Annotated in this window: 19 protein-coding genes; 15 read left to right on the top strand and 4 right to left on the bottom strand. The window is 63.8% G+C overall.

Going from position 1 to position 20,811, the window contains the following annotated elements; translation table 11 throughout:
* The first annotated feature begins 108 nt into the window (after nucleotides 1–108).
* The 6 genes from ilvN to QTI24_RS04110 all read left to right on the top strand — a co-directional run bounded on the left by ilvN (nucleotide 109) and on the right by QTI24_RS04110 (nucleotide 7,400).
* Nucleotides 109–600 (top strand): acetolactate synthase small subunit, encoded by a 492-nt coding sequence (ilvN, locus tag QTI24_RS04135; protein ID WP_068683703.1) that lies wholly within the window; start codon nucleotides 109–111, stop codon nucleotides 598–600.
* A 40-nt stretch (nucleotides 601–640) separates the two neighbouring features.
* A complete protein-coding gene (gene ilvC, locus QTI24_RS04130) occupies nucleotides 641–1,657 on the top strand; it encodes a ketol-acid reductoisomerase (protein WP_286598504.1) in 1,017 nt (338 codons plus the stop codon).
* Between the two features lie 163 nt (nucleotides 1,658–1,820).
* Nucleotides 1,821–2,645: a CDP-diacylglycerol--serine O-phosphatidyltransferase gene (pssA, locus tag QTI24_RS04125; RefSeq protein WP_286598503.1), complete on the top strand. Its 825-nt coding sequence runs from the start codon at nucleotides 1,821–1,823 to the stop codon at nucleotides 2,643–2,645.
* A gap of 180 nt (nucleotides 2,646–2,825) precedes the next feature.
* Nucleotides 2,826–4,529, top strand: coding sequence for a 2-isopropylmalate synthase (gene leuA / locus QTI24_RS04120; RefSeq protein WP_286598502.1), 1,704 nt, complete (start codon nucleotides 2,826–2,828; stop codon nucleotides 4,527–4,529).
* A 60-nt stretch (nucleotides 4,530–4,589) separates the two neighbouring features.
* Nucleotides 4,590–6,128 (top strand): 2-isopropylmalate synthase, encoded by a 1,539-nt coding sequence (locus QTI24_RS04115; protein WP_286598501.1) that lies wholly within the window; start codon nucleotides 4,590–4,592, stop codon nucleotides 6,126–6,128.
* Nucleotides 6,129–6,245: 117 nt separating this feature from the next.
* A complete protein-coding gene (locus QTI24_RS04110) occupies nucleotides 6,246–7,400 on the top strand; it encodes a serine hydrolase (RefSeq protein ID WP_286598500.1) in 1,155 nt (384 codons plus the stop codon).
* Nucleotides 7,401–7,454: 54 nt separating this feature from the next.
* Here the strand turns inward: QTI24_RS04110 and QTI24_RS04105 are convergent, their stop codons facing one another.
* From QTI24_RS04105 to aat, 3 genes are read right to left on the bottom strand one after another with little or no spacing between them, the layout of a single operon-like run.
* Nucleotides 7,455–8,249 carry an IclR family transcriptional regulator gene (locus QTI24_RS04105; protein WP_286598499.1) on the bottom strand — a complete coding sequence of 265 codons (795 nt, stop codon included), beginning with the start codon at nucleotides 8,247–8,249 and terminating at the stop codon, nucleotides 7,455–7,457.
* A gap of 29 nt (nucleotides 8,250–8,278) precedes the next feature.
* Nucleotides 8,279–9,028 carry an arginyltransferase gene (locus QTI24_RS04100; RefSeq protein WP_286599262.1) on the bottom strand — a complete coding sequence of 250 codons (750 nt, stop codon included), beginning with the start codon at nucleotides 9,026–9,028 and terminating at the stop codon, nucleotides 8,279–8,281.
* Nucleotides 9,025–9,777 (bottom strand): leucyl/phenylalanyl-tRNA--protein transferase, encoded by a 753-nt coding sequence (gene aat, locus QTI24_RS04095; RefSeq protein ID WP_286598498.1) that lies wholly within the window; start codon nucleotides 9,775–9,777, stop codon nucleotides 9,025–9,027. Before aat ends, QTI24_RS04100 begins: the two co-directional genes overlap by 4 nt.
* A 116-nt stretch (nucleotides 9,778–9,893) precedes the next feature.
* Between aat and QTI24_RS04090 the strand changes: the two genes are divergently transcribed.
* Complete coding sequence (locus QTI24_RS04090) at nucleotides 9,894–12,224, top strand: xanthine dehydrogenase family protein molybdopterin-binding subunit (RefSeq protein ID WP_286598497.1); 2,331 nt, start codon at nucleotides 9,894–9,896, stop codon at nucleotides 12,222–12,224.
* A gap of 11 nt (nucleotides 12,225–12,235) precedes the next feature.
* Here the strand turns inward: QTI24_RS04090 and pobA are convergent, their stop codons facing one another.
* On the bottom strand, nucleotides 12,236–13,417 hold the full coding sequence (gene pobA / locus QTI24_RS04085) for a 4-hydroxybenzoate 3-monooxygenase (RefSeq protein ID WP_286598496.1): 1,182 nt from the start codon (nucleotides 13,415–13,417) through the stop codon (nucleotides 12,236–12,238).
* A 122-nt stretch (nucleotides 13,418–13,539) separates the two neighbouring features.
* On the opposite strand from pobA, the gene QTI24_RS04080 reads away from it, so the two are divergent.
* From QTI24_RS04080 to QTI24_RS04045, 8 genes are all read left to right on the top strand, one after another.
* Nucleotides 13,540–14,310, top strand: a complete 771-nt coding sequence (locus tag QTI24_RS04080) for an IclR family transcriptional regulator domain-containing protein (protein WP_286598495.1) — start codon at nucleotides 13,540–13,542, stop codon at nucleotides 14,308–14,310.
* A gap of 59 nt (nucleotides 14,311–14,369) precedes the next feature.
* Nucleotides 14,370–15,029, top strand: a complete 660-nt coding sequence (locus QTI24_RS04075) for a response regulator (protein ID WP_286598494.1) — start codon at nucleotides 14,370–14,372, stop codon at nucleotides 15,027–15,029.
* Entirely contained in the window at nucleotides 15,026–16,339 is a 1,314-nt protein-coding gene (locus tag QTI24_RS04070) for an ATP-binding protein (RefSeq protein WP_286598493.1), read from the top strand. Before QTI24_RS04075 ends, QTI24_RS04070 begins: the two co-directional genes overlap by 4 nt.
* A 90-nt stretch (nucleotides 16,340–16,429) precedes the next feature.
* Nucleotides 16,430–17,902 carry a DegQ family serine endoprotease gene (locus tag QTI24_RS04065; protein ID WP_286598492.1) on the top strand — a complete coding sequence of 491 codons (1,473 nt, stop codon included), beginning with the start codon at nucleotides 16,430–16,432 and terminating at the stop codon, nucleotides 17,900–17,902.
* A 142-nt stretch (nucleotides 17,903–18,044) separates the two neighbouring features.
* Nucleotides 18,045–18,383 carry a hypothetical protein gene (locus tag QTI24_RS04060; RefSeq protein ID WP_286598491.1) on the top strand — a complete coding sequence of 113 codons (339 nt, stop codon included), beginning with the start codon at nucleotides 18,045–18,047 and terminating at the stop codon, nucleotides 18,381–18,383.
* Nucleotides 18,384–18,742: 359 nt separating this feature from the next.
* Nucleotides 18,743–19,123, top strand: coding sequence for an FHA domain-containing protein (locus QTI24_RS04055; protein ID WP_286598490.1), 381 nt, complete (start codon nucleotides 18,743–18,745; stop codon nucleotides 19,121–19,123).
* 16 nt (nucleotides 19,124–19,139) lie between these two features.
* On the top strand, nucleotides 19,140–19,775 hold the full coding sequence (locus QTI24_RS04050; protein WP_286598489.1) for a dioxygenase family protein: 636 nt from the start codon (nucleotides 19,140–19,142) through the stop codon (nucleotides 19,773–19,775).
* A gap of 192 nt (nucleotides 19,776–19,967) precedes the next feature.
* A complete protein-coding gene (locus QTI24_RS04045; RefSeq protein ID WP_286598488.1) occupies nucleotides 19,968–20,591 on the top strand; it encodes a hypothetical protein in 624 nt (207 codons plus the stop codon).
* Nucleotides 20,592–20,811: the final 220 nt, after the last annotated feature.

Genomic DNA, 20,811 nt, shown 5'->3' with positions numbered 1-20,811 from the left:
CAGCGGACCGGCGCCTTGTTCAACCTACTTCTGACGAATCTATTGCCCGCCAAGCCCGCGCATTACCGTGCGCGGGGGAGGGCGGCGAAAAGAGGAGTCATGCTTGCCATGAAACACATCATTGCCGTGCTGCTCGAGAACGAGCCCGGTGCACTTTCCCGCGTCGTGGGCCTGTTCTCGGCCCGCGGATACAACATCGAATCGCTGACCGTCGCTCCCACCGAGGATGCGAGCCTGTCGCGCATGACCATCGTCACGGCGGGTTCCGACGACGTGATCGAGCAGATCACCAAGCATCTGAACCGCCTGATCGAGGTCGTCAAGGTCGTCGACCTGACCGAAGGCGCCTACACCGAGCGCGAGCTCATGATGGTGAAGGTGCGCGCAGTCGGCAAGGAGCGCGAGGAAATGATGCGCATGGCCGAGATCTTCCGCGGCCGCATCATCGACGTGACCGACAAGAGCTACACCATCGAGCTCACTGGCGACCACGGCAAGAACGACGCGTTTCTCGAAGCCATCGATCGCGGCGCGATCCTCGAGACCGTCCGTACCGGCGCCAGCGGCATCGGCCGCGGCGAGCGCATCCTGCGCGTTTGAATCCACTGTCCACATCCACCGAATCAACGAAGGAGAAATCATGAAGGTCTATTACGACAAGGACGCCGATCTGAGCCTGATCAAGGGCAAGACCGTTGCAATCATCGGCTACGGCAGCCAGGGCCATGCACACGCGCAAAACCTGAACGACAGCGGCGTGAAGGTTGTCGTCGGCCTGCGCAAGGGTGGTGCTTCCTGGCCCAAGGTCGAGAAGGCCGGACTCAAGGTGGCAGAAGTGGCTGACGCCGTGAAGGCGGCCGATGTCGTCATGATCCTGCTGCCCGACGAGCAGATCGCCAGCGTCTACAAGAATGACGTGGCGCCAAACATCAAGGAAGGCGCTTCGCTCGTCTTCGCACACGGCTTCAACGTGCACTACGGTTTCGTACAGCCGCGCGCCGACCTCGACGTGTGGATGGTCGCTCCCAAGGCGCCGGGCCACACGGTGCGAAACACCTACACGCAGGGTGGCGGCGTGCCGCACCTGATCGCCGTGCATGCCGACAAGAGCGGCAAGGCGCGCGACCTGGCGCTGTCGTACGCCACGGCCAACGGCGGCGGCAAGGCCGGCATCATCGAGACCAACTTCCGCGAAGAAACCGAAACCGACCTGTTCGGCGAACAAGCCGTGCTGTGCGGCGGTACCGTCGAGCTGATCAAGGCTGGCTTCGAGACGCTGGTGGAAGCTGGCTACGCCCCCGAGATGGCGTACTTCGAATGCCTGCACGAACTGAAGCTGATCGTCGACCTGATCTATGAAGGCGGTATCGCCAACATGAACTACTCGATCTCGAACAACGCCGAGTACGGCGAGTACGTGACCGGCCCACGCATCGTGACGGATGAAACCAAGAAGGTCATGAAGCAAGTCCTGAAGGACATCCAGACCGGCGAATACGCCAAGAGCTTCGTGCTGGAAAACGCGGGCGGTGCGCCCACGTTGATCAGCCGCCGTCGCCTGAACGCCGAGCACCAGATCGAAGTGGTGGGCGAGAAGCTGCGCGCGATGATGCCCTGGATCAAGAAGAACAAGCTGGTCGACCAGACCCGCAACTGATCGGACTTGTCCGCCATGACAAGGGCCACCCGTTGCGGTGGCCCTTTTCTTTCTGGGCGCGAGAGCGCCTGAACTACACTGCGACCGATGCGTTCGATACCCTCATTTGCCATGAATCAGACAGCCCAATGCGCCGCGAAGACGGGCGCCGGAGGTCGATCGCATGCATGACGACACCGTGCCCGACGACGTCGCGCCCCGCAAGCGCCGCAAGGGCATTTACATTCTGCCGAACCTGTTCACGCTCGCGGCGTTGTTCGGTGGCTTCTACGCGATCGTGATGGCGATGAACGCGCGCTTCGACCTCGCCGCCCTCGGCGTGTTTGCAGCGATGATCCTCGACAGCCTCGACGGTCGCGTTGCGCGCATGACGAACACGCAGAGTGCCTTCGGCGAGCAGATGGACTCGTTGTCGGACATGGTGTCGTTCGGTGCCGCGCCTGCACTCATTGCCTACGAATGGTCCCTGAAGGGACTGGGGCGCTGGGGCTGGATCGCAGCTTTCGTCTACTGCGCTTGCGCCGCCTTGCGCCTTGCACGCTTCAACGTCAACACGGGTGTGGTCGACAAGCGCTGGTTCCAGGGCTTGCCGTCGCCGGCCGCGGCAGCGCTCGTCGCAGGCTTTATCTGGCTCATGACCGAGTGGGGTCGGCGCGGCGGCGAAGTGCTGTATCTCTCGTGGCAGCAGATCACCTGGATCACCTTCGGCTTCACGCTGTATGCGGGCCTATCGATGGTGACTAATGCACCGTTCTACAGCTTCAAGGACATACAGATGAAGCGCAGCGTGCCCTTCGCGGCGATTGTGTTGATCGCGCTCGGCATTGCGGTGGTCAACATCCACCCGCCGACGGTGCTGTTCGGCATGTTCGTGGCCTACGGGCTCAGCGGCTATGTGGTCTACGCCTGGCGCAAAGCCAAGGGGCAGCAGGTGAGCGTCATCAGCATCTCGACCGACGAACCGGACGAACGCGGCCTGCACAACTGAACTAGGCTGTGATACATTTCAGCCCTTCCATGAACAAGATTTCGCTGGCCCTACTACTGATCCCCTACGGGCGGAGTCGGTAGCGCGCGCGCAAATCCTTCACCACGGCCCGTTCGCACCAGCAACGGGCCGTTTTGTTTTGGGGTTGCTGGTTGATCCAACCACAGCGAGAAAAATCAGATGTTGAAGCAACCCAACCTCAAGTACCGTCCCTTCGCACCGATCGGCCTCAAGGACCGAACCTGGCCCGATGCCGTGCTGACCCAGGCTCCGATCTGGCTGTCGACCGACCTGCGCGACGGTAACCAGGCACTGGTCGAGCCGATGGACATCGCCCGCAAGATGCGGATGTTCGAAACGCTCGTGGCGATCGGCTTCAAGGAAATCGAGGTGGGCTTTCCTTCCGCCTCGCAGGTCGAGTTCGACTTCGTGCGCAAGCTGATCGAGGAAGACCGCATCCCGGATGACGTGACGATCCAGGTGCTCACCCAGGCACGCGACCACCTGATTGAACGTACCTTCGAGTCCCTGCAAGGCGCTCCGCGCGCCATCGTGCATCTGTACAACGCTGTGGCACCCATCATGCGGCGCGTGGTGCTCGGCATGGACGAGGACCAGATTGTCGACCTTGCGACCACACACGCACGCATGTTCAACGAACTCGCCGCGAAGCAGTCGAACACGCGTTGGATCTTCCAGTACTCGCCGGAGATGTTCTCGGGCACCGATCTCGCGTTCTCGAAACGGGTGGTGGATGCCGTGACGGAGGTTTGGGCTCCGACGCCGGAGAACAAGTGCATCGTCAACCTGCCTTCGACCGTTGAGCATTCGACGCCCAACATCTTTGCCGACATGATCGAGTGGATGCATCGCAACCTGGCGCGCCGCGATGCGATCGTCTTGTCCGTGCATCCCCACAACGATCGCGGCACAGGCACTGCGGCAGGCGAATTCGCATTGATGGCGGGCGCCGATCGCATCGAAGGCTGCCTGTTCGGAAACGGTGAACGTACCGGCAACCTCGACCTCGTGAACGTCGCTCTCAATCTGTACACCCAGGGCGTATCGCCGGACCTCGACTTCTCGAACATCGACGAGATCCGCGCCACGGTGGAGCATTGCAACCAGTTGCCGGTGCACCCGCGCCATCCGTACGTCGGCGACTTGGTCTACACGTCGTTCTCCGGATCGCACCAGGACGCAATCAAGAAAGCCTTCGGCGCCCGCAAGGAAGGCGACGTCTGGGACATGCCGTACTTGCCGATCGATCCGAAGGACGTCGGCCGCAGCTACGAGGCCGTGATCCGTGTCAACAGCCAGTCCGGCAAGGGCGGCATTGCGTATCTGCTCGAGAGCGAATACGGGCTCGAATTGCCGCGCCGCCTGCAGATGGAGTTCAGCCAGACCGTGCAGCGCGTCATGGACGTCGCGGGCAAGGAACTCACCGCGGCCGACCTGTGGGCGCTGTTCGAGCGCGAGTACCGCGTTCACGATCAAACCGGTCCGCAGCACCGTGTGCTGGAAGAGCAGGGGGAGGGCGCTGACGCCTCGGTGGTGCTGCGTGCCGACCTGCCTTGGGAGGGTGAAATTCGCGCCATCGAAGGCCGGGGCAACGGGCCGATCGACGCCTTCATTCACGCGTTGGCCGGTGCGACGGGGCATTCGATCCGCGTGATCGACTACCACCAGCACGCGATCGGTGCCGGTGCGGATGCGCAAGCTGTTGCATACCTCGAGCTGCGCGTCGACGACGCGACTACCTTGTTCGGCGTCGGCATGGATGCGAACATCATTTCGGCGTCGCTCAAGGCCATTGTTTCCGGGCTGACTCGGGCACGGGCGCAAGGCGCGCGCAGCGCACAATCAGTGGCTGAACCGGCGTGACGCGCTGACGTCCGCATTGCCCCGCATGAGCGGGGCAAACAGAATCCAAGGAGATCCACGATGGCTGACAAACTGATCATTTTCGACACGACCTTGCGCGACGGCGAACAGTCGCCTGGCGCCTCCATGACCAAGGACGAGAAGCTGCGCATCGCCCGCCAGTTGGAGCGCCTGCGGGTGGACGTGATCGAAGCCGGTTTCCCGGCAAGCTCGAACGGTGACTTCGACGCCGTGTCGGCCATCGCCAAGGCGATCAAGGACGCGACGATTTGCGGCCTGTCACGTGCCAACGACAGAGACATTTCGCGCGCTGCCGAGGCGCTCAAGGGTGCGGCCAATGGGCGCATCCACACCTTCATCGCGACGTCCCCGCTGCACATGGAAAAGAAGCTGCGGATGACACCCGACGAGGTGTTCGAGCAGGCCAAGCTGGCCGTGCGCTTTGCGCGCAACCTGGTCGCCGACGTCGAGTTCAGCCCGGAGGACGGCTACCGCAGCGATCCCGACTATCTGTGCCGGGTGCTCGAAGCAGTCATCAACGAGGGTGCCACCACGATCAACGTGCCGGACACCGTCGGCTACGCCATTCCCGAGCTCTACGGCAACTTCATCAAGTCGCTGCGCGAGCGCATCCCGAACAGCGACAAGGCGGTCTGGTCCGTGCATTGCCACAACGACCTCGGCATGGCGGTGGCCAACTCGCTGGCCGGCGTAAAGATCGGCGGAGCGCGGCAGGTCGAGTGCACCATCAATGGTCTCGGCGAGCGCGCTGGCAATTGCTCGCTCGAGGAAATCGTCATGGCCGTGAAGACCCGCAAGGACTACTTCGGCCTCGAACTCGGCATCGACACCCGACACATCGTTGCCGCCAGCCGCATGGTCAGCCAGACCACGGGCTTCGTGGTTCAGCCGAACAAGGCCGTGGTCGGGGCCAACGCCTTCGCGCACGCATCGGGCATCCACCAGGATGGAGTGCTCAAGGCGCGGGACACTTACGAAATCATGCGCGCCGAGGACGTCGGCTGGACCGCCAACAAGATCGTGCTGGGGAAGCTCAGCGGCCGGAATGCCTTCAAGCAGCGCCTGCAGGACTTGGGCGTGACGATGGAGAGCGAGGCCGACATCAACGCCGCGTTCGCCCGCTTCAAGGAACTCGCGGATCGAAAAAGTGAAATATTTGACGAAGATATCCTCGCTTTGGTCAGCGATGAGGAGCTCTCGCACGTTGGAGAGCAGTTTGGATTTGTATCCTTGTCGCAACATAGTGAAACAGGTGAGCGGCCTCAGGCCCGCGTCGTGTTTACAGTGCATGGCAAGGAGGTCACCGGGGAGTCGGATGGGAATGGGCCAGTAGACGCCTCACTGAAGGCGATCGAGGCTCATGTCAAGAGCGGCGCCGAGATGGTGCTCTATTCGGTCAATGCGATCAGCGGTTCGACCGAGAGCCAGGGAGAAGTCACTGTGCGGTTACAGAACGCCGGGCGGGTCGTCAACGGCGTGGGTGCAGACCCCGACATCGTCGTCGCATCAGCCAAGGCTTATTTGAGTGCCCTCAACAAGTTACAGAGCCAAGCTGAGAGAGTGGCGGCACAAGGTTAGGTTTCGCGGGATCCTTGCTTTCGATTGAAGAAAAGGATGCAACTAACTGATATTGCGTGTCTTTTTCGATTTCGATAAACTTGCGGCTTCCCTTACGTCGCCGCTGGAGAATTCTTAATGCCTGAAGCCCGTTTCAATCGAGTTTCCAGCCAGCGGTTTCTTCCCGCATTTCGTCTCATCGCCGTCGCGCTCTGCGCCACGGCGTTTTTGTTGCCCTCGGCCTTCGCGGCGAAGAAAGAGCCTGCCAAGAAGGCAGCGGTCAGCGCCGACGGCAAGCGGAAGACGGCAGCCGTTCCATCTCGCAGTGTTGCTTCGGCGGACAAAAGTGAACGGGTCGTTCGCGGTGGTCGCAATGTGGTGGCTTCGATCCGCCAGAAGAACGGCAAGACCGTGGTTGCCGTGCAACGCCGATCGGTCGTCCGTGTTGCAGAAATGCCCGCCCGCCAGTCCTTCGGCCAGTTGGCCGGGCTGCATGGCACCGAAGATGCCCTGGATCTGAAGTCCAGCGTGGCCCTCGTGATCGACCAGGACACCCATGAGGTGCTCTTCAGCAAGAACGATCATGCCGTTCTGCCGATCGCCTCCCTGACCAAGCTCATGACCGGTCTGCTCATCAGCGAGGCAAAGTTGCCCTCTGACGAACTGATCACCATCACGCAGGACGACGTCGATACCGAGAAGGGGAGTCGCTCGCGGCTGACCGTGGGCTCGACCTTGCCGCGCGGCGAATTGCTGCACCTGGCGCTCATGTCCAGCGAGAACCGTGCTGCACATGCACTGGGACGCACCTATCCGGGTGGCTTGGCCACGTTCGTGAGCGTCATGAATGCCAAGGCCAGGATGCTCGGCATGAAGGACACCCGCTATGTAGAGCCGACGGGCCTGTCGAGTCGCAATCAGTCCAGCGCTCAGGATCTCGCCTTGCTGGTGAATGCCGCTTACGCCGATGCCACCGTGCGCCAGCTTTCCACGTCACCTGAATACCAAGTCGAAGTCGGCAACCGCGTTCTGCAGTTCAACACGACGAACCGACTCGTCAAGAGTCCTGACTGGGACATCGGCGTTCAGAAGACCGGCTACATCTCGGAGGCAGGTCAGTGTTTGGTGATGCAAGCGAAGATCGCCGGGCGCAAGCTGATCATGGTGTTTCTCGATTCGGCCGGCAAGCTCAGCCGCATCGGCGACGCGGAGCGCGTGCGTCGCTGGGTCGAAGCCAATCACATGCTGAGCCCGGCTGCGCAGCAGAGCGTCGCGGCGCATATCGCTGGCTGAGGAAGCCAGCTTCTCCGTCTCACATCCCTCGCCCGACGAGGGCCGGTTGGCCAATCAGGCTGCCGTTGGCGTGCTTGCTTTGTAGCCCAAGGCGCTCGAGATCTCATTGGCGGTGGCTTGCAGCTTGGGCAGCCACCCGTCGTCCAGGCGGTCTGCCGGCGCAGAGATCGACAGGCCGGCAACGAGCTTGCCCTGGTCGTCGTAGATCCCGGCTGCCATGCAACGCACGCCGAGTTCGAGTTCCTCGTTGTCGCGCGCGATGCCGTACTGGCGTGCCTTGGAGAGCTCGCGCTCCAAGGCCGGCAGTTGCGTGATGCTGTTGCGCGTGTGGCCGGCCAGGCCGGTTCGCGTGGCGTAGCTGCGCACGCGTTGGGGCTCGTCCACGGCGAGGAACAGTTTGCCTGTCGACGTGAGATGCAAGGGCGCCCGTCCGCCAATGGCGCGCACCACCTGCATGCCCGAGCGCTCGCTGTACGCCCGCTCGATATAGACGATCTCGTCACCCTGCCGCATGCTGAGGTTCACGGGCTGCTGCGTGAGCTTGTGCAACTCGCGCATCGGCGTCATCGCGGCGTCGCGCACATTGAGCCGCCCCTTGACCAGATTGCCCAGCTCCAGCAAGCGCATGCCAAGCCGGTAGCTGCCCGCCTCGGGACGATCGACGAAACGGCCTACGGCGAGGTCGTTCAGGATGCGATGGGTGGTGGACGGGTGCAGCCCCGTTTTCTCGCTGATCTCCTTGAGGGAAATCGCTTCCTCACGCGACGCGAGGACGTCGATCAGCGAAAACATCCGCTCGATGACCTGGATGACAGGCGTGGCGGGAACGTCGGATTGGGGTTTTCTCATGTGCAACGCGGTTTTGACCGGTCGCGATTTTACTTGGTGAAATGGCTTGGCGGTTGCCATTGGCCATCGATCAGCACCTCGTGCGGCGTGTATCGGGCCTTGTAGTTCATCTTGGCGCTGCCCTCGATCCAGTAGCCGAGGTAGACATGGGGTAGCTGGAGCTTGCGGGCCTGTTCGATCTGCCACAGCACGCTGAAATTCCCATAACCCGCGCCGACCTCGGGTTCGTAGAAGGTGTAGACCGCCGAGAGACCGTCATTCAGCACATCCAGGATGGACACCATCTTCAAGGCGCCGGCGCTGCCGTCCGACTGCGTTTCGCGAAACTCCACGAGGCGGGAATTGACCCGGCTCTGGAGCAGAAACTGGGTGTATTGGTCGATGCTGTCATGGTCCATGCCGCCGCCCGCGTGCCTGCCATTCTGATAGCGCAGGTACAACTGGTAGTGCTCGGGCACGAAGCAGAGCTTCAAGACCCGCGCCTGGAGGTTGGAGTGGCGCGCCAGTGCGCGGCGCTGGCTGCGATTGGGCCGAAAGTCGTTCGCGAGCACTCGCAGCGGGACGCAGGCGCTGCAACCGTCGCAATACGGCCGGTAGGTGAACATGCCGCTGCGTCGAAACCCGCTCAGAACGAGGTCCGAGTAGGCGTCGTTGTGAATCAGGTGACTGGGCGTGGCGACCTGCGAGCGCGCCTGCCGGTCCGGCAGGTAGCTGCACGGATAGGGTGCTGTCGCGTAGAACTGCAGCGTGTGGAGCGGGAGATCCTTGAGGTGCGTCACGTCGTTGAAGAGAGTCGCGCAGACAGGAGTTCGTTCCAGTATACGAGGTCGAAGCGCCATGCAGGGCTCGTCTTCAGGCGTGCGTGGGCAACGTGCGACACCAGACGTTCCCGTGGCATTTCCCGGGCACCAAGGCTGGCGAGATGGGCGGTGTTCTGTTGGCAATCGATCATGGTGATGCCGTGTCGGCGGCAGAAGCAGACGAGCGCCGCCAGCGCGATCTTGGACGCATCCGCTCGGCGCGCGAACATCGACTCGCCGAAGACGGCATGCCCAATCGATACGCAATAGAGACCTCCCGCAAGTTCACCGTCGATCCAGGTCTCGACGCTGTGTGCATGGCCGGCGCGGTGCAGGGCTGTATAGGCGCGCACCATCTCTGGAAGGATCCAGGTGCCGGTCTGGCCCATGCGAGGGGCCTGGGAGCAAGCGGAGATCACCGCTTCGAATCCGTGGTCGATGCGGATCTCGCATCGTTGGGTGGAACGGAATCGCGCCAGCGTCTTGCGCAGCGACCGATGCAGCCTGAACCGGCTCACGTCGAGGACCATCCGGGGATCCGGACTCCACCAGAGAATCGGCTGGCCTTCGCTGAACCACGGGAAAATGCAGTTGCTGTAGGCTTGCAGAAGACTGGCGACGTCGAGTCCGCCGCCGGCGGCCAGCAGACCGGGCACGGGGTCCGAATCTCCCCATGCGGAGGCAGCGTCGGGCAGCGGGTCGCCGGGATCGAGCCAGGGTAGTTGCATGATTGGATGTATACACGGCTTCAGCTTCTGCGATGGCGTCGCGCGCCGAATGTTCCCGAAGCCCCATATAGTTGTTCTTGCGCCCGCAACAACTGCTCCAGACAAAGAGGACCACGGTGACCACAGATACGAATCCCATGCGCTTTGGCAGCGGCCAGGCCGTCAGGCGGCTGGAAGACGAGAACCTCCTCAACGGAACCGGCCGCTACACCGACGACGTCTCGTTGCCAGGACAAGCCTGGCTGAGCTTCGTGCGTTCCCCCTATCCCCATGCGCGACTGGTTTCGGTCGACACCACCTCGGCCGCGGCTATGCCTGGCGTGCTGGGCGTCTTCACGGGTGCCGATCTGGCAACGGCGGGCGTCAAGCCAATGCCCGGCGCGGCGGGGTTCAGGCGGGCAGACGGTACAGACTGCGCCACGCCGGCACGGCGAGCGCTGGCGCTCGAACGGGCGCGCTTCGTTGGCGAGCCGGTCGCGGTCGTGGTCGCAGAAACCCAGCGGCAAGCGCGCGACGCGGCCGAAGCCGTCGTGGTGGACTATGAAGAGCTGCCGATGGTGGTCGACCTGGCCAGCGCGACTGCCGACGGTGCGCCCCTGATCTGCGATGAAGCCACAGGCAACATCGCCGCCGAAATGCGGCACGGCAGCAGCGAAGCGACGGCAGCGGCCTTTGCTAAGGCGAGCCATGTGGTCGCGCTTGACGTGGTCAACCAACGGGTGGTCGCCCTCACCATCGAGCCTCGAACGGTGCTGGCCGACTTCGATGCCGATTCGGATCGGATCACGATCCGCATGAGCACGCAGATGCCTTCGGGCGTTCGCGACTCGATTTGCGACGCGATCGGCCTGCCCAAGGAAAAGGTGCGCGTGGTCGTGGGTGACGTCGGCGGCGGCTTCGGCATGAAGACCGGCGCCTATCCGGAAGACATTGCCGTCGCCTTTGCAGCGCGCGCGCTCCGGCGCCCGGTGAAATGGGTGGCTGACCGCAGCGAGGAGTTTCTCGCGACCTCCCATGGACGGGACATCGAGGCCCGCGCCGAACTGGCGCTCGACGCGAATGGCAAGATCCTGGGGCTGCGCATCAAGACGCACGCCAACGTCGGCGCCTACGCCACCGGCACCGGCGTCGCGATCCAGCTTCTTATCGGCCCCTGGGTGCAGACCAGCGTCTACGACATCCAGACCATCGACTTCCATTTCCTGGCGGTGCTGACCAACACGGCCCCCACCGGCGCCTATCGCGGCGCTGGCCGTCCGGAGGCGATCTACACGATCGAGCGCCTGATGGACGAGGCCGCGCGCCAGATCGGCATCGACCGCATCGAACTGCGCCGGCGCAACTTCATCCGGCCGGAGCAGATGCCCTATACCAATCCGATGCAGCAGACCTACGACACGGGCCAGTTCGAATCGGTGATGACCCAGGCGCTGGCCCTGGCCGATTGGCAGGGTTTCGACAAACGCGCGGCTGAATCGAAACGCCAAGGGCGGATGCGTGGCCTGGGCATCGCGACTTTCCTCGAATGGACCGGCGGCAACGTGTTCGAGGAGAGAGTGACCGTTGCCGTCCAGGCCGACGGCATCATCGAAGTGTTTTCCGCCGTCAACGCGATGGGGCAGGGCATTGCGACCACCCTCGCGCAACTGGTGGTCGACGCCTTTGGCGTGCCGATCGAGAAAGTGCGCATCGTGATGGGCGACACCGATCGCGGCGACGGCTTCGGTAGCGCAGGATCCCGCTCGCTCTTTACCGGCGGCTCGGCGGTGCGGGTGGGAGCGGAGCGGACCATCGACAAGGCGAAGGAACTCGCAGCGAAGGAACTCGAAGTGTCGGCTGCGGACATCGAATACTCGGCGGGCGTGTTCAAGGTGGCGGGCACCGATCTGCAACTCGACCTGTTCACCCTGGCGGGGCACCAGCCCGAACGCCAGATCTTCGTGGATTCGACGAGTACGGTGTCGGGCCCGACTTGGCCGAACGGTTGCCACATCACGGAAGTCGAGGTCGATCCGCCGACGGGCGACATCAGCGTGGTCAGCTACGCCTCGGTCAACGACGTGGGACGGGTGGTCAATCCGATGATCGTGCGCGGCCAGCTTGAAGGCGGTGCCGTGCAGGGCATCGGGCAGGCGCTCTACGAGCGCGTGGTGTACGACACCGAAACCGGGCAGCCGCTGACCGGGAGCCTCATGGACTACGCCGCGCCGCGCTCGGACATCATTGCCTCGATGTTTCGCATGGAGATGGACGAGTCCACGCCCTGCAAGAACAACCCGCTGGGCGTCAAGGGCGTGGGCGAACTCGGGACCATTGGCGCCACGCCGGCCATCGTCAACGCGGTGGCGGACGCACTGGCACGCAACGGCCTGGCCGACCGCACGCCGCATCTGGACATGCCTTTGACGCCGGCACGCGTCTGGCAGTTGATGGCATCGGCGGCCTGAGCCGCCGACGCTCAGAACTCTTCCAGCGGCAGGCCGACGTAGTTTTCGGCGAGCGAAGTCGAGGCAGCGCGCGAATGAACCAGGTAGTCGAGTTCGGCCTCCTGGATCTTCTGGCCGAACTCGCCGGTCTCCGGAAACCGATGCATCAGAGAAGTGAACCACCACGAAAAGCGCTCCGCCTTCCAGACCCGACGCAGGCAGAGGTCGGAGTAGCGGTCGAGCGCCGAGGCTGATTTCTCGCCATAGAAGATCTCGAACGCGCGCGACAGGTAGCCGACATCGGCTGTCGCCAGGTTCAGGCCCTTGGCGCCTGTCGGCGGCACGATGTGGGCTGCGTCGCCGGCCAGGAAAAGACTGCCGAAGCGCATCGGCTCGGCCACAAAGCTGCGCAGCGGCGCGATGCTCTTTTCAAGCGACGGGCCCGTGACGAGGCGGTCGCGGGCTTCCGGGTCGAGGCGCAGGCGGAGCTCGTTCCAGAAAGCCTCGTCGCTCCAGTTCTCGACGCGCTCTTCGGTGGGCACCTGCACGTAGTAGCGGCTGCGCGTCGCGCTGCGCATGCTGCACAGGGCGAAACCGCGCGAGGTGTTGGCGTAGATCAGCTCATGTGATACCGGCGGCACATCGGCCAGCACGCCGAGCCAGCCGAAGGGATAGATCTTTTCGTAGGTGTGAAGCGACTGCGCCGGAACGCTGGCGCGGCTGACGCCGTGATACCCGTCGCAGCCGGCGATGAAGTCGCATTCGATCTCGTGCGTGGCGCCGTCCTTTTCGTAGCGCACGCGCGGAGACTTCGTATCGAAGTCGTGCAGGCTGACCTGGGAAGCACTGTAGATGGTCGTGAGGCCTTCAGCTTCTCGCGCCGCCATGAGGTCGCGGGTGACTTCGGTCTGGCCGTAGACCGTGACTTGCTTGCCATCCGTCAGGCCGTGCATGTCGATGCGATGCCGGGCACCCTTGAAGAGGAGCTCGATGCCTTCGTGCGGCAAGCCTTCTGCCTTGGCGCGAGCGTCGACGCCGGCGCGTGCGAGCAGGTCCATCGTGACCTGTTCCAGGACGCCGGCACGGATGCGGCCCAGCACGTATTCGCCGGTCTGCCGCTCGACGATGACGTTGTCGATGCCGGCCTTGTGCAGCAATTGGCCCAGCAAAAGTCCGGCGGGGCCTGCGCCGATGATGGCAACCTGAGTTCGCATGTGTGTCTCCTGATGGCGTTTCCGGCAAGCGTAGGGCGATGAGGCCATCTCGGGGCGTCTGCATGGCACGCTCTGTGCGATCATGAGGCAACCTGCGCGATGATCGCGCAACACTTCGCTTCATGACCATCGCCAAACCAGACTTCATCGAAGGCATCGCCAAGGGAATGGCCGTGCTCGAAAGCTTCGACACCGAGCGCCAACGGCTCAACGCCACCCTGGCCGCCGAGCGGGCGGGCCTCACGCGTGCGGCGGCCAGGCGCCACCTGCTCACATTGGCGCATCTCGGCTATCTCGAAACGGACGGCAGCTATTTCTGGATGGCGCCCAAGGTGCTGCGCTTTTCGGGCAGCTATCTCGCGTCGTCGCGCTTGCCGCGTGCGCTGCAGCCGACATTGAACCGCCTCGCCGCGCAAACGCAGGAGTCGTTCTCCGCGGTGGTGCTCGACGGGGAGGAAGTGGTCATCGTCGCGCGCAGCGGCAACTACGGCGCGCCGACACGGGTGCTGGCCTACGGCCTGCACCTCGGCGCGCGCCTGCCCGCCCATGCAACGTCGACCGGGCGCGTCCTGCTTGCAGCGATGAGCGCCGCCAAGCTCACGGAATGGCTCAAGGGGCGCAGCCTCCCGCGCCTCACACCTCGTACCATCACGCAGGCGCGCGTATTGCGGCAGCACATTGCCCAGGCGCGCAAGGACGACTTCTGCTTTGCCAGCGAAGAGCACGAACTCGGCGTGCAGGCCCTCGCAGTGCCGCTGCGCGACATGCAGGGCCGCACGGTGGCCGCGCTCAACGTGGTGCTGTCCGGCGGGCGTTATCAGGAGGAGGTGGTGCGGCGCGACATGCTGCCGCTGCTTTTCGAGGCCGCGCGCGAGGTGAGGGCGCTCCTGTAGGTGCCAGTGAACTTCATCGTCGCTACCATCTCGAAGATCGCTTCACGGACGAATGAACGATGAGACTGCTTCTGTTGGAAGACGATGTGATGATCGGCGAGACCGTGCTCGATCTGCTGCGTGCCGAACAGTACGCGGTCGACTGGGTCAAGGACGGCGACGCGGCCGACTCGGCGCTTCGGGCGCAGCAATACGACCTGGTCGTGCTGGACCTCGGGGTGCCCCGCCGCGATGGACTCGAGGTCTTGCGCTCCCTGCGGGCCCGCAAGCAGCGCATGCCGGTGTTGATCGCCACGGCGCGCGACTCGGTGCAGCAACGCATTGAGGGCCTGGACGCCGGTGCGGACGACTACGTTCTGAAGCCTTATGACCTCGACGAACTTCTGGCTCGCATCCGGGCACTGCTGCGACGGGCGTCCGGCCGGGCGGAGCCGGTCTACGAGCACATGGGTGTCAGCGTGAACCCTGCGACGCGTGAAGTCACCGTGGGGGGCCAGCCGGTCATGCTGTCCGCGCGCGAATGGGCGGTGCTCGAGCCGCTCCTGGCCCGTCCCGGCATGGTGTTGTCACGCGCGCAACTCGAGGAAAAGCTCTATAGCTGGAAGGACGAGATCAGCAGCAATGCCGTCGAGGTCTACGTCCACGGACTGCGCAAGAAGCTGGGCGCGGACCTGATTCGCAACGTGCGCGGGGTCGGCTACATGGTGCCCAAGGAATGAAGTCGCTTCGCGCGCGCCTGCTGTGGTTCCTGCTGGCGGCCATCGTTCTCGCGGCGGGTACGCAGGCCTTCGTCGCCTATCGCACCGTGCTCAACGAAGCCGATGACATCTTCGACCACCACATGCGGCAGATGGCGCTCTCGTTGCGCGCGGGGCTGCCACCCAGCGCGGCGGTCGGCGGAATCGGCGCTGGCGACGAGAACTTCGAATTCATCGTGCAGGTCTGGACCCTGGACGGCATCCGCATCTTCGAATCTGCCGCGCAGGCTGCATTGCCGCAGCGTGCCGTGCTGGGTTTTTCGAACGTCCAAGCCAGAGGCACGACCTACCGTGTGTTTTCTCTGCAGACCGGCGCATTGGTGATTCAGGTGGCGCAGGACATGGCCGCACGACGCCGCATGGCAGGAACCCTGGCGTTGCGCACCGTGGGTCCGATCGCGCTGGCGGCGCCGCTGCTGATGCTGGTCGTCTGGTGGGTGGTGAGCTTTTCGCTTGCACCTGTGGCGCGGGTGCGCAGCCAGGTCGCGGCGCGGCAGGCTGACGACCTGTCGCCGCTGAGCGAAAACGATCTGCCCGAGGAAGTGCGGCCGCTGGTGCACGAGCTCAATCTGCTTTTCGACCGCGTTCGGCGGGCGTTCGAGGCACAAAAGCACTTCGTGGCGGATGCCGCACATGAGTTGCGTTCGCCGCTGGCGGCCCTCAAGCTTCAGATACAAGGTTTGCAGCGTGCGACCGACGAGCCCACCCGCGAACTCGCAGTCGCACGCCTGACTGCGGGCATCGACCGCGCGACCCGGCTGGTCGAGCAGATGTTGGCTCTTGCGCGTCACGAGGGCAGCGCCCTGGCCGGCGCCCGGCGGGAGTCGGTGAGCCTGTCGGAAGTGGCGCGGCTCGCGATTTCCGACGTCGTTTCTACCGCGCAGGCTCGCATGATCGATATCGGCGTCGTCAGGGCCGATCCCGTCAAGGTTCCGGGCCAGGCCGAGGCACTTCGCACGCTGCTGCGCAACCTGCTCGACAACGCTGTGAAATATTCGCCTGACGGCGGACGTGTCGACGTCGAGATCGCTGCGCGCACGGACGCGGTCGAACTCAGCGTGGACGACAGCGGTCCGGGCCTTCCGGCCGGTGAGCGCGAACGCGTGCTCGACCGCTTCTACCGTTCCGGCGAACCGCAGGCGCCGGGCAGCGGTCTCGGCCTTGCGATCGTCAAGTCGATTGCCGACTTGCATGGTGCGACGCTTTCGCTGGATCGGTCGGCGAGCCTCGGCGGACTGCGCGTCACCGTGCGGTTTTCGACAGCGGCTTGAGCGCGGCGCTCCTGCCTGTTTAAGGCGCGCTTAAGCGTCTGGCCCGACATTCCTTCCGTTGACTCTCTCAAAACCTCGGAAGGATTCCAGATGAAAAACAATTTGTCCACGCCCCGTGCGCTCGTCCTTTCGCTGGCGGCCGCCGGCGTGATCGGCGCCGTGGCTACCGGTGCCTATACCAGCGCCAATGCCGTGGCCTCGCCGTCTCCGGCCGCAACGGCTCCCGCCGCTGGGCCGCAGGTTTCCATGCCCGACTTTTCGACCATCACGGCGCGCCATGCCCCTGCGGTGGTCAACATCAGCGTGACCGGCACGACGAAGACGGCAGGTGCCGAGGGCCCCCAGGGCATGGATCCCAATGACCCCATGTACGAGTTCTTCCGCCGCTTCCAAGGCCAGGGCGGCCCGCGCGGACAACAACCGCAGCGCGAGACGCCGGTGCGCGGACAGGGCTCCGGCTTCATCGTCAGCGCTGACGGGATCATCCTGACCAACGCCCACGTGGTGAAGGACGCCAAGGAAGTCACCGTCAAGCTGACCGATCGTCGTGAGTTCCGCGCCAAGGTGCTGGGTTCGGACACCAAGACCGACGTTGCCGTCCTCAAGATCGACGCCAAGAATCTGCCGACCCTGTCGGTCGGAAACACCAAGGACCTCAAGGTGGGCGAATGGGTGCTCGCGATCGGTTCGCCGTTCGGCTTCGAGAACACCGTGACTGCTGGTGTCGTCAGCGCCAAGGGCCGAACCTTGCCCGATGACAGCTATGTGCCTTTCATTCAGACCGACGTGGCGGTGAACCCCGGTAACTCCGGCGGCCCGCTGATCAATACGCGCGGCGAAGTGGTGGGCATCAATTCGCAGATCTACAGTCGCAGCGGCGGCTATCAGGGCGTGTCGTTCGCCATTCCGATCGACGTCGCGATCCAGGTGAAGGACCAGATCGTTGCCACGGGCAAGGCCAGCCATGCACGCCTCGGCGTCGCTGTGCAGGAAGTGAATCAGGCCTTTGCCGATTCGTTCAAGCTCGACAAGCCCGAAGGCGCGCTGGTGTCGAACGTGGAAAAGGGTGGTCCGGCGGATGAAGCCGGCCTGCGCTCGGGCGACGTCATCCGCAAGGTCGACGGCGAGCCGATCGTTGCTTCGGGCGACCTGCCGGCATTGATCGGCCAGAAGAAGCCTGGTAGCAAGATCACGCTCGAAATCTGGCGTCAGGGCCAGCGCGAGGAGATTTCCGCGAAGCTGGCTGATTCGGCCGAGAAGTCGGCCACCGTCGCGAAAAACGACAGCGGTGCCGGCCAAGGCAAGCTCGGCCTGGCGCTGCGCCCGTTGCAGCCGCAGGAACAGCGCGAAGCTGCAGTCGACGGCGGCCTGCTGATCCAGGACGTGGGCGGCCCAGCCGCGATGGCCGGGGTTCAGCCAGGCGACGTGCTGTTGGCTATCAATGGCACGCCAGCGAAGAGCATCGAACAAGTGCGCGAAGTGGTGGCCAAGGCAGACAAGTCCGTGGCCCTACTGATTCAGCGCGACGGCGACAAGATCTTCGTGCCTGTTCGCCTCGGCTGATCCACTGTCCTCCACGAAGCCGGCAAATCGAGACAAAGTGCCGGTTCGCGGGGGCAGGGGATGCCCCATGTGCAAAAGTGCCTTGGTGGAAATTTCACAGGACGATAACAATTCGTTGAAACAACTGAATTAGAGGAATCCCATGGTTCGGCGCGATCTGGCCTTGACTGTTCTTGAACTGGAGCCCAATGAATTCCATTGGGTCCTGTTGGAGGCTGTGCAGGCGGAATCCGAGGAGTGCCTGGGATACCGGCCCATCGATTCCTCGACCCGAGGTCTTCCCGATTATTCCGAAGCGCTCATTCAGGGCGCTTCGGCTTTGCGCGTGCTGCAAGGGCTTGCGCCATTCGGCAAACCCATGAACCCCGTCGGTATCGGGGAAAGTACGGCGGCCCCTTTGCCGGATGAGGGTGCCAGCGGACCGAACTCCTCCACCGATCCCGACTCGTGCATGTTCACCACCGGCCACCCGGTTCTCTAGCGAACGTCGCCAGCATCACAGCCTAGCGGCGCCGCACGTCGAAATGCATCGCTGTCACGGCGATCACCTTGGCCGCTCGCGATCGAATCGTTTCCCTTACGGACACGCCGCGCAACACCAGAAGCGGTTCATCGGGCGTGCTACAGGGCACCGCAGCAGGCTGAAACGTGCGGGTTGGCGCGAACGACATGCGGAATCTGCCCGCGAGCGTGAGGGTTGGTTGCATGACCTACAAGGTACGTGGTCATCCCGCAATCGAAAATCTCTCCAATGGGGGCATGGCACCACCAACCGGCATACTCCGGAAGTTCGGCGCACTCCCTGTTACGTGCGCGTGCACAGGAATGAAAAGATAGAAGATGCCAAGACTGATCGTGCTGCAGAAGAATGGCTCGGCCAAGCAAGTCAATGTGACGGGAACCCCGTTCGTCATCGGTCGCGCGGACAGCTGCGACCTCGTTCTCGACAATCCCCTCGTGAGCCGATCGCACGCCGTGTTCGAGGCGGTAGGGGGCACGATGACCATTCGCGACCTGCAGAGCCACAACGGAACCTACGTCAATGGCGAACGCAAGGAATCCATCGCCCTGAACAACGGTGACGAAATCAAGCTGGGGAGCTACCAGATCCGCTACCTGGCCGATAGCGGTCCGATTGCGGCGGCCGAGGCATTGCGGCTGGTCACCATTCCGGGCAAGCTGGCGGACATCGACCTCCTGAAACTCGGCGTGAAGCCCTGAACATCCGTCCATTGCAATGAACACACCGCGCAGCACTGTGGGTCTTCCCCGACGCTCCGTTGCGGCGGCGCTGGTGGCATTGCCGACCTTCTGGCTGAGCGCTCGCGCGCAGCCGCAGGCAGCACGGCGCGCAACGCCGTCGCAAACGGAAGGTCCGTTCTACCCCGTGACCCTGCCAGGCGACACGGACAACGATTTGCTACGCAACGGCGCACTGAACTACGCGGCGGGTGAGCCGACCTGGGTCGAAGGCAGTGTCGCGGATCTCGACGGAAAACCGCTGACCGGAGCGTTCGTGGAGATCTGGCAGTGCGATCAGGCCGGGCATTACCACCATCCGGGCGACGGCGACCGAGCCGACCGGGCCTTTCAGGGTTTCGGCCGGATCGCCGTCGATGCGCAGGGACGGTATCGGTTTCGCACCATCCGCCCCGTGCCTTACACGGGTCGCACGCCGCACATCCACGTGAAGGTCAAACTCGGTCCGCGCGAGTTGCTCACCACCCAGCTCTATGTGGCGGGCGCGCCCGGCAATGCGCGTGATTTTCTCTGGCGCAACCTGTCAGAACAGGATCGCGCGGCGATCACGGTTCCTTTCGAGCGTGCACCGGACGGATGGAAGGCCAGCTTCCCGATCGTCGTTGTTGCGTGAGGGTTCGCCCCCGTGAATTAATGCCGGTGCGATGAGCGAAGGCAGCCCATGACGCGGTCGTCACGCGCTCTGTCGAAGGTATCCTCGCTGTTACAAGTCCCGGCCCTTGAGTGCTGGAACCCAACGCCTCCGTATGAATTCCCTGCTTCCACACATTGCCCCAGATCACGTCTGCCTCCTGGAGGCCTTTTGATGTTCTCGGGTGATGGCCTGCTGGCAATCAAGGTGATGGCCGCCGCCGCGCCCGTGGCAGGGTTTGCGGCCGTCGCGCACGTGAGGGCCCGGCGACGCGCCAAGCGTGCCCATGAAGTTGCGACGGCGACCGGCGCGATTCGAAACATCGTTGTCGAAGTCCCTCGTTCGGTCGACGACGTGTTCGCTTCAGTCCGCTTCGACCTCACGCCCAACTTGACTGGCTGCCTCGCCGCGGCGAACAGTGCGTCCCTGCGCGGCTTCGAAACCCCTGACGCAGTGATGATGGCGCTGGACGTCGATGCGGTGTGGGCATGCGTCGGCGTGGGGAAGTCGCCGACCGACGAGGTCCAGCCGCAGCGCACCCGCGTCATCGCGACCCGGGAAGTGCTCGTGCTCCACTCCAGCAATCCAGCCCGCGAAAGCGTCAGGGTCCGGTTGAACGCGCTCTTGCGCGCCCATCGCTCCACGCCGGAAGGGGTGCCGCTGTATTGCGCGGCCGACGGCGAGATCCGCACCGCGCCCGGACGGCGCGTGCGCGTTGCCGAGATGACGGAGCGCAAGCAGTTCTATTGGGTCCGTTCGGGCGGCTCGACAGCCGATTCGACGCACAGACCCAGCTAGTTCGCGCGTCGCTCGGCGGCCGGGGGCGAGGCCGGCAATTTCCTTCCATACCGCATATGGCCGGGCCTCGCGGAACACGGGCAGGCGGAGCGTCCGTTCGGCTAGTGCTTCTGGTGAATGTTTCCTCACTTCGCGCGCAGTAGAGTCGCCGTCACGACAGAGAGGATCTGACGTGATCTCATTGCTGGTTCGCATCGTGCTGTGCATGGCTTGGAAATCG

This window comes from Variovorax sp. J22P240 (assembly GCF_030316855.1).
Classification (GTDB): domain Bacteria; phylum Pseudomonadota; class Gammaproteobacteria; order Burkholderiales; family Burkholderiaceae_C; genus Variovorax.
The sequence above is the reverse complement of the archived record's forward strand: the minus strand, read 5'-3'. Positions and strand labels throughout refer to the sequence as shown.

What these genes read in the sequence shown, in the direction of transcription:
- ilvN (WP_068683703.1), top strand. Translation starts at nt 109, where the DNA reads ATGAAACACATCATTGCCGTGCTGCTCGAGAACGAGCCCGGTGCACTT.
- ilvC (WP_286598504.1), top strand. Translation starts at nt 641, where the DNA reads ATGAAGGTCTATTACGACAAGGACGCCGATCTGAGCCTGATCAAGGGC.
- pssA (WP_286598503.1), top strand. Translation starts at nt 1,821, where the DNA reads ATGCATGACGACACCGTGCCCGACGACGTCGCGCCCCGCAAGCGCCGC.
- leuA (WP_286598502.1), top strand. Translation starts at nt 2,826, where the DNA reads ATGTTGAAGCAACCCAACCTCAAGTACCGTCCCTTCGCACCGATCGGC.
- QTI24_RS04115 (WP_286598501.1), top strand. Translation starts at nt 4,590, where the DNA reads ATGGCTGACAAACTGATCATTTTCGACACGACCTTGCGCGACGGCGAA.
- QTI24_RS04110 (WP_286598500.1), top strand. Translation starts at nt 6,246, where the DNA reads ATGCCTGAAGCCCGTTTCAATCGAGTTTCCAGCCAGCGGTTTCTTCCC.
- QTI24_RS04105 (WP_286598499.1), bottom strand. Translation starts at nt 8,249, where the DNA reads ATGAGAAAACCCCAATCCGACGTTCCCGCCACGCCTGTCATCCAGGTC.
- aat (WP_286598498.1), bottom strand. Translation starts at nt 9,777, where the DNA reads ATGCAACTACCCTGGCTCGATCCCGGCGACCCGCTGCCCGACGCTGCC.
- pobA (WP_286598496.1), bottom strand. Translation starts at nt 13,417, where the DNA reads ATGCGAACTCAGGTTGCCATCATCGGCGCAGGCCCCGCCGGACTTTTG.
- QTI24_RS04080 (WP_286598495.1), top strand. Translation starts at nt 13,540, where the DNA reads ATGACCATCGCCAAACCAGACTTCATCGAAGGCATCGCCAAGGGAATG.
- QTI24_RS04075 (WP_286598494.1), top strand. Translation starts at nt 14,370, where the DNA reads ATGAGACTGCTTCTGTTGGAAGACGATGTGATGATCGGCGAGACCGTG.
- QTI24_RS04070 (WP_286598493.1), top strand. Translation starts at nt 15,026, where the DNA reads ATGAAGTCGCTTCGCGCGCGCCTGCTGTGGTTCCTGCTGGCGGCCATC.
- QTI24_RS04065 (WP_286598492.1), top strand. Translation starts at nt 16,430, where the DNA reads ATGAAAAACAATTTGTCCACGCCCCGTGCGCTCGTCCTTTCGCTGGCG.
- QTI24_RS04060 (WP_286598491.1), top strand. Translation starts at nt 18,045, where the DNA reads ATGGTTCGGCGCGATCTGGCCTTGACTGTTCTTGAACTGGAGCCCAAT.
- QTI24_RS04055 (WP_286598490.1), top strand. Translation starts at nt 18,743, where the DNA reads ATGCCAAGACTGATCGTGCTGCAGAAGAATGGCTCGGCCAAGCAAGTC.
- QTI24_RS04050 (WP_286598489.1), top strand. Translation starts at nt 19,140, where the DNA reads ATGAACACACCGCGCAGCACTGTGGGTCTTCCCCGACGCTCCGTTGCG.
- QTI24_RS04045 (WP_286598488.1), top strand. Translation starts at nt 19,968, where the DNA reads ATGTTCTCGGGTGATGGCCTGCTGGCAATCAAGGTGATGGCCGCCGCC.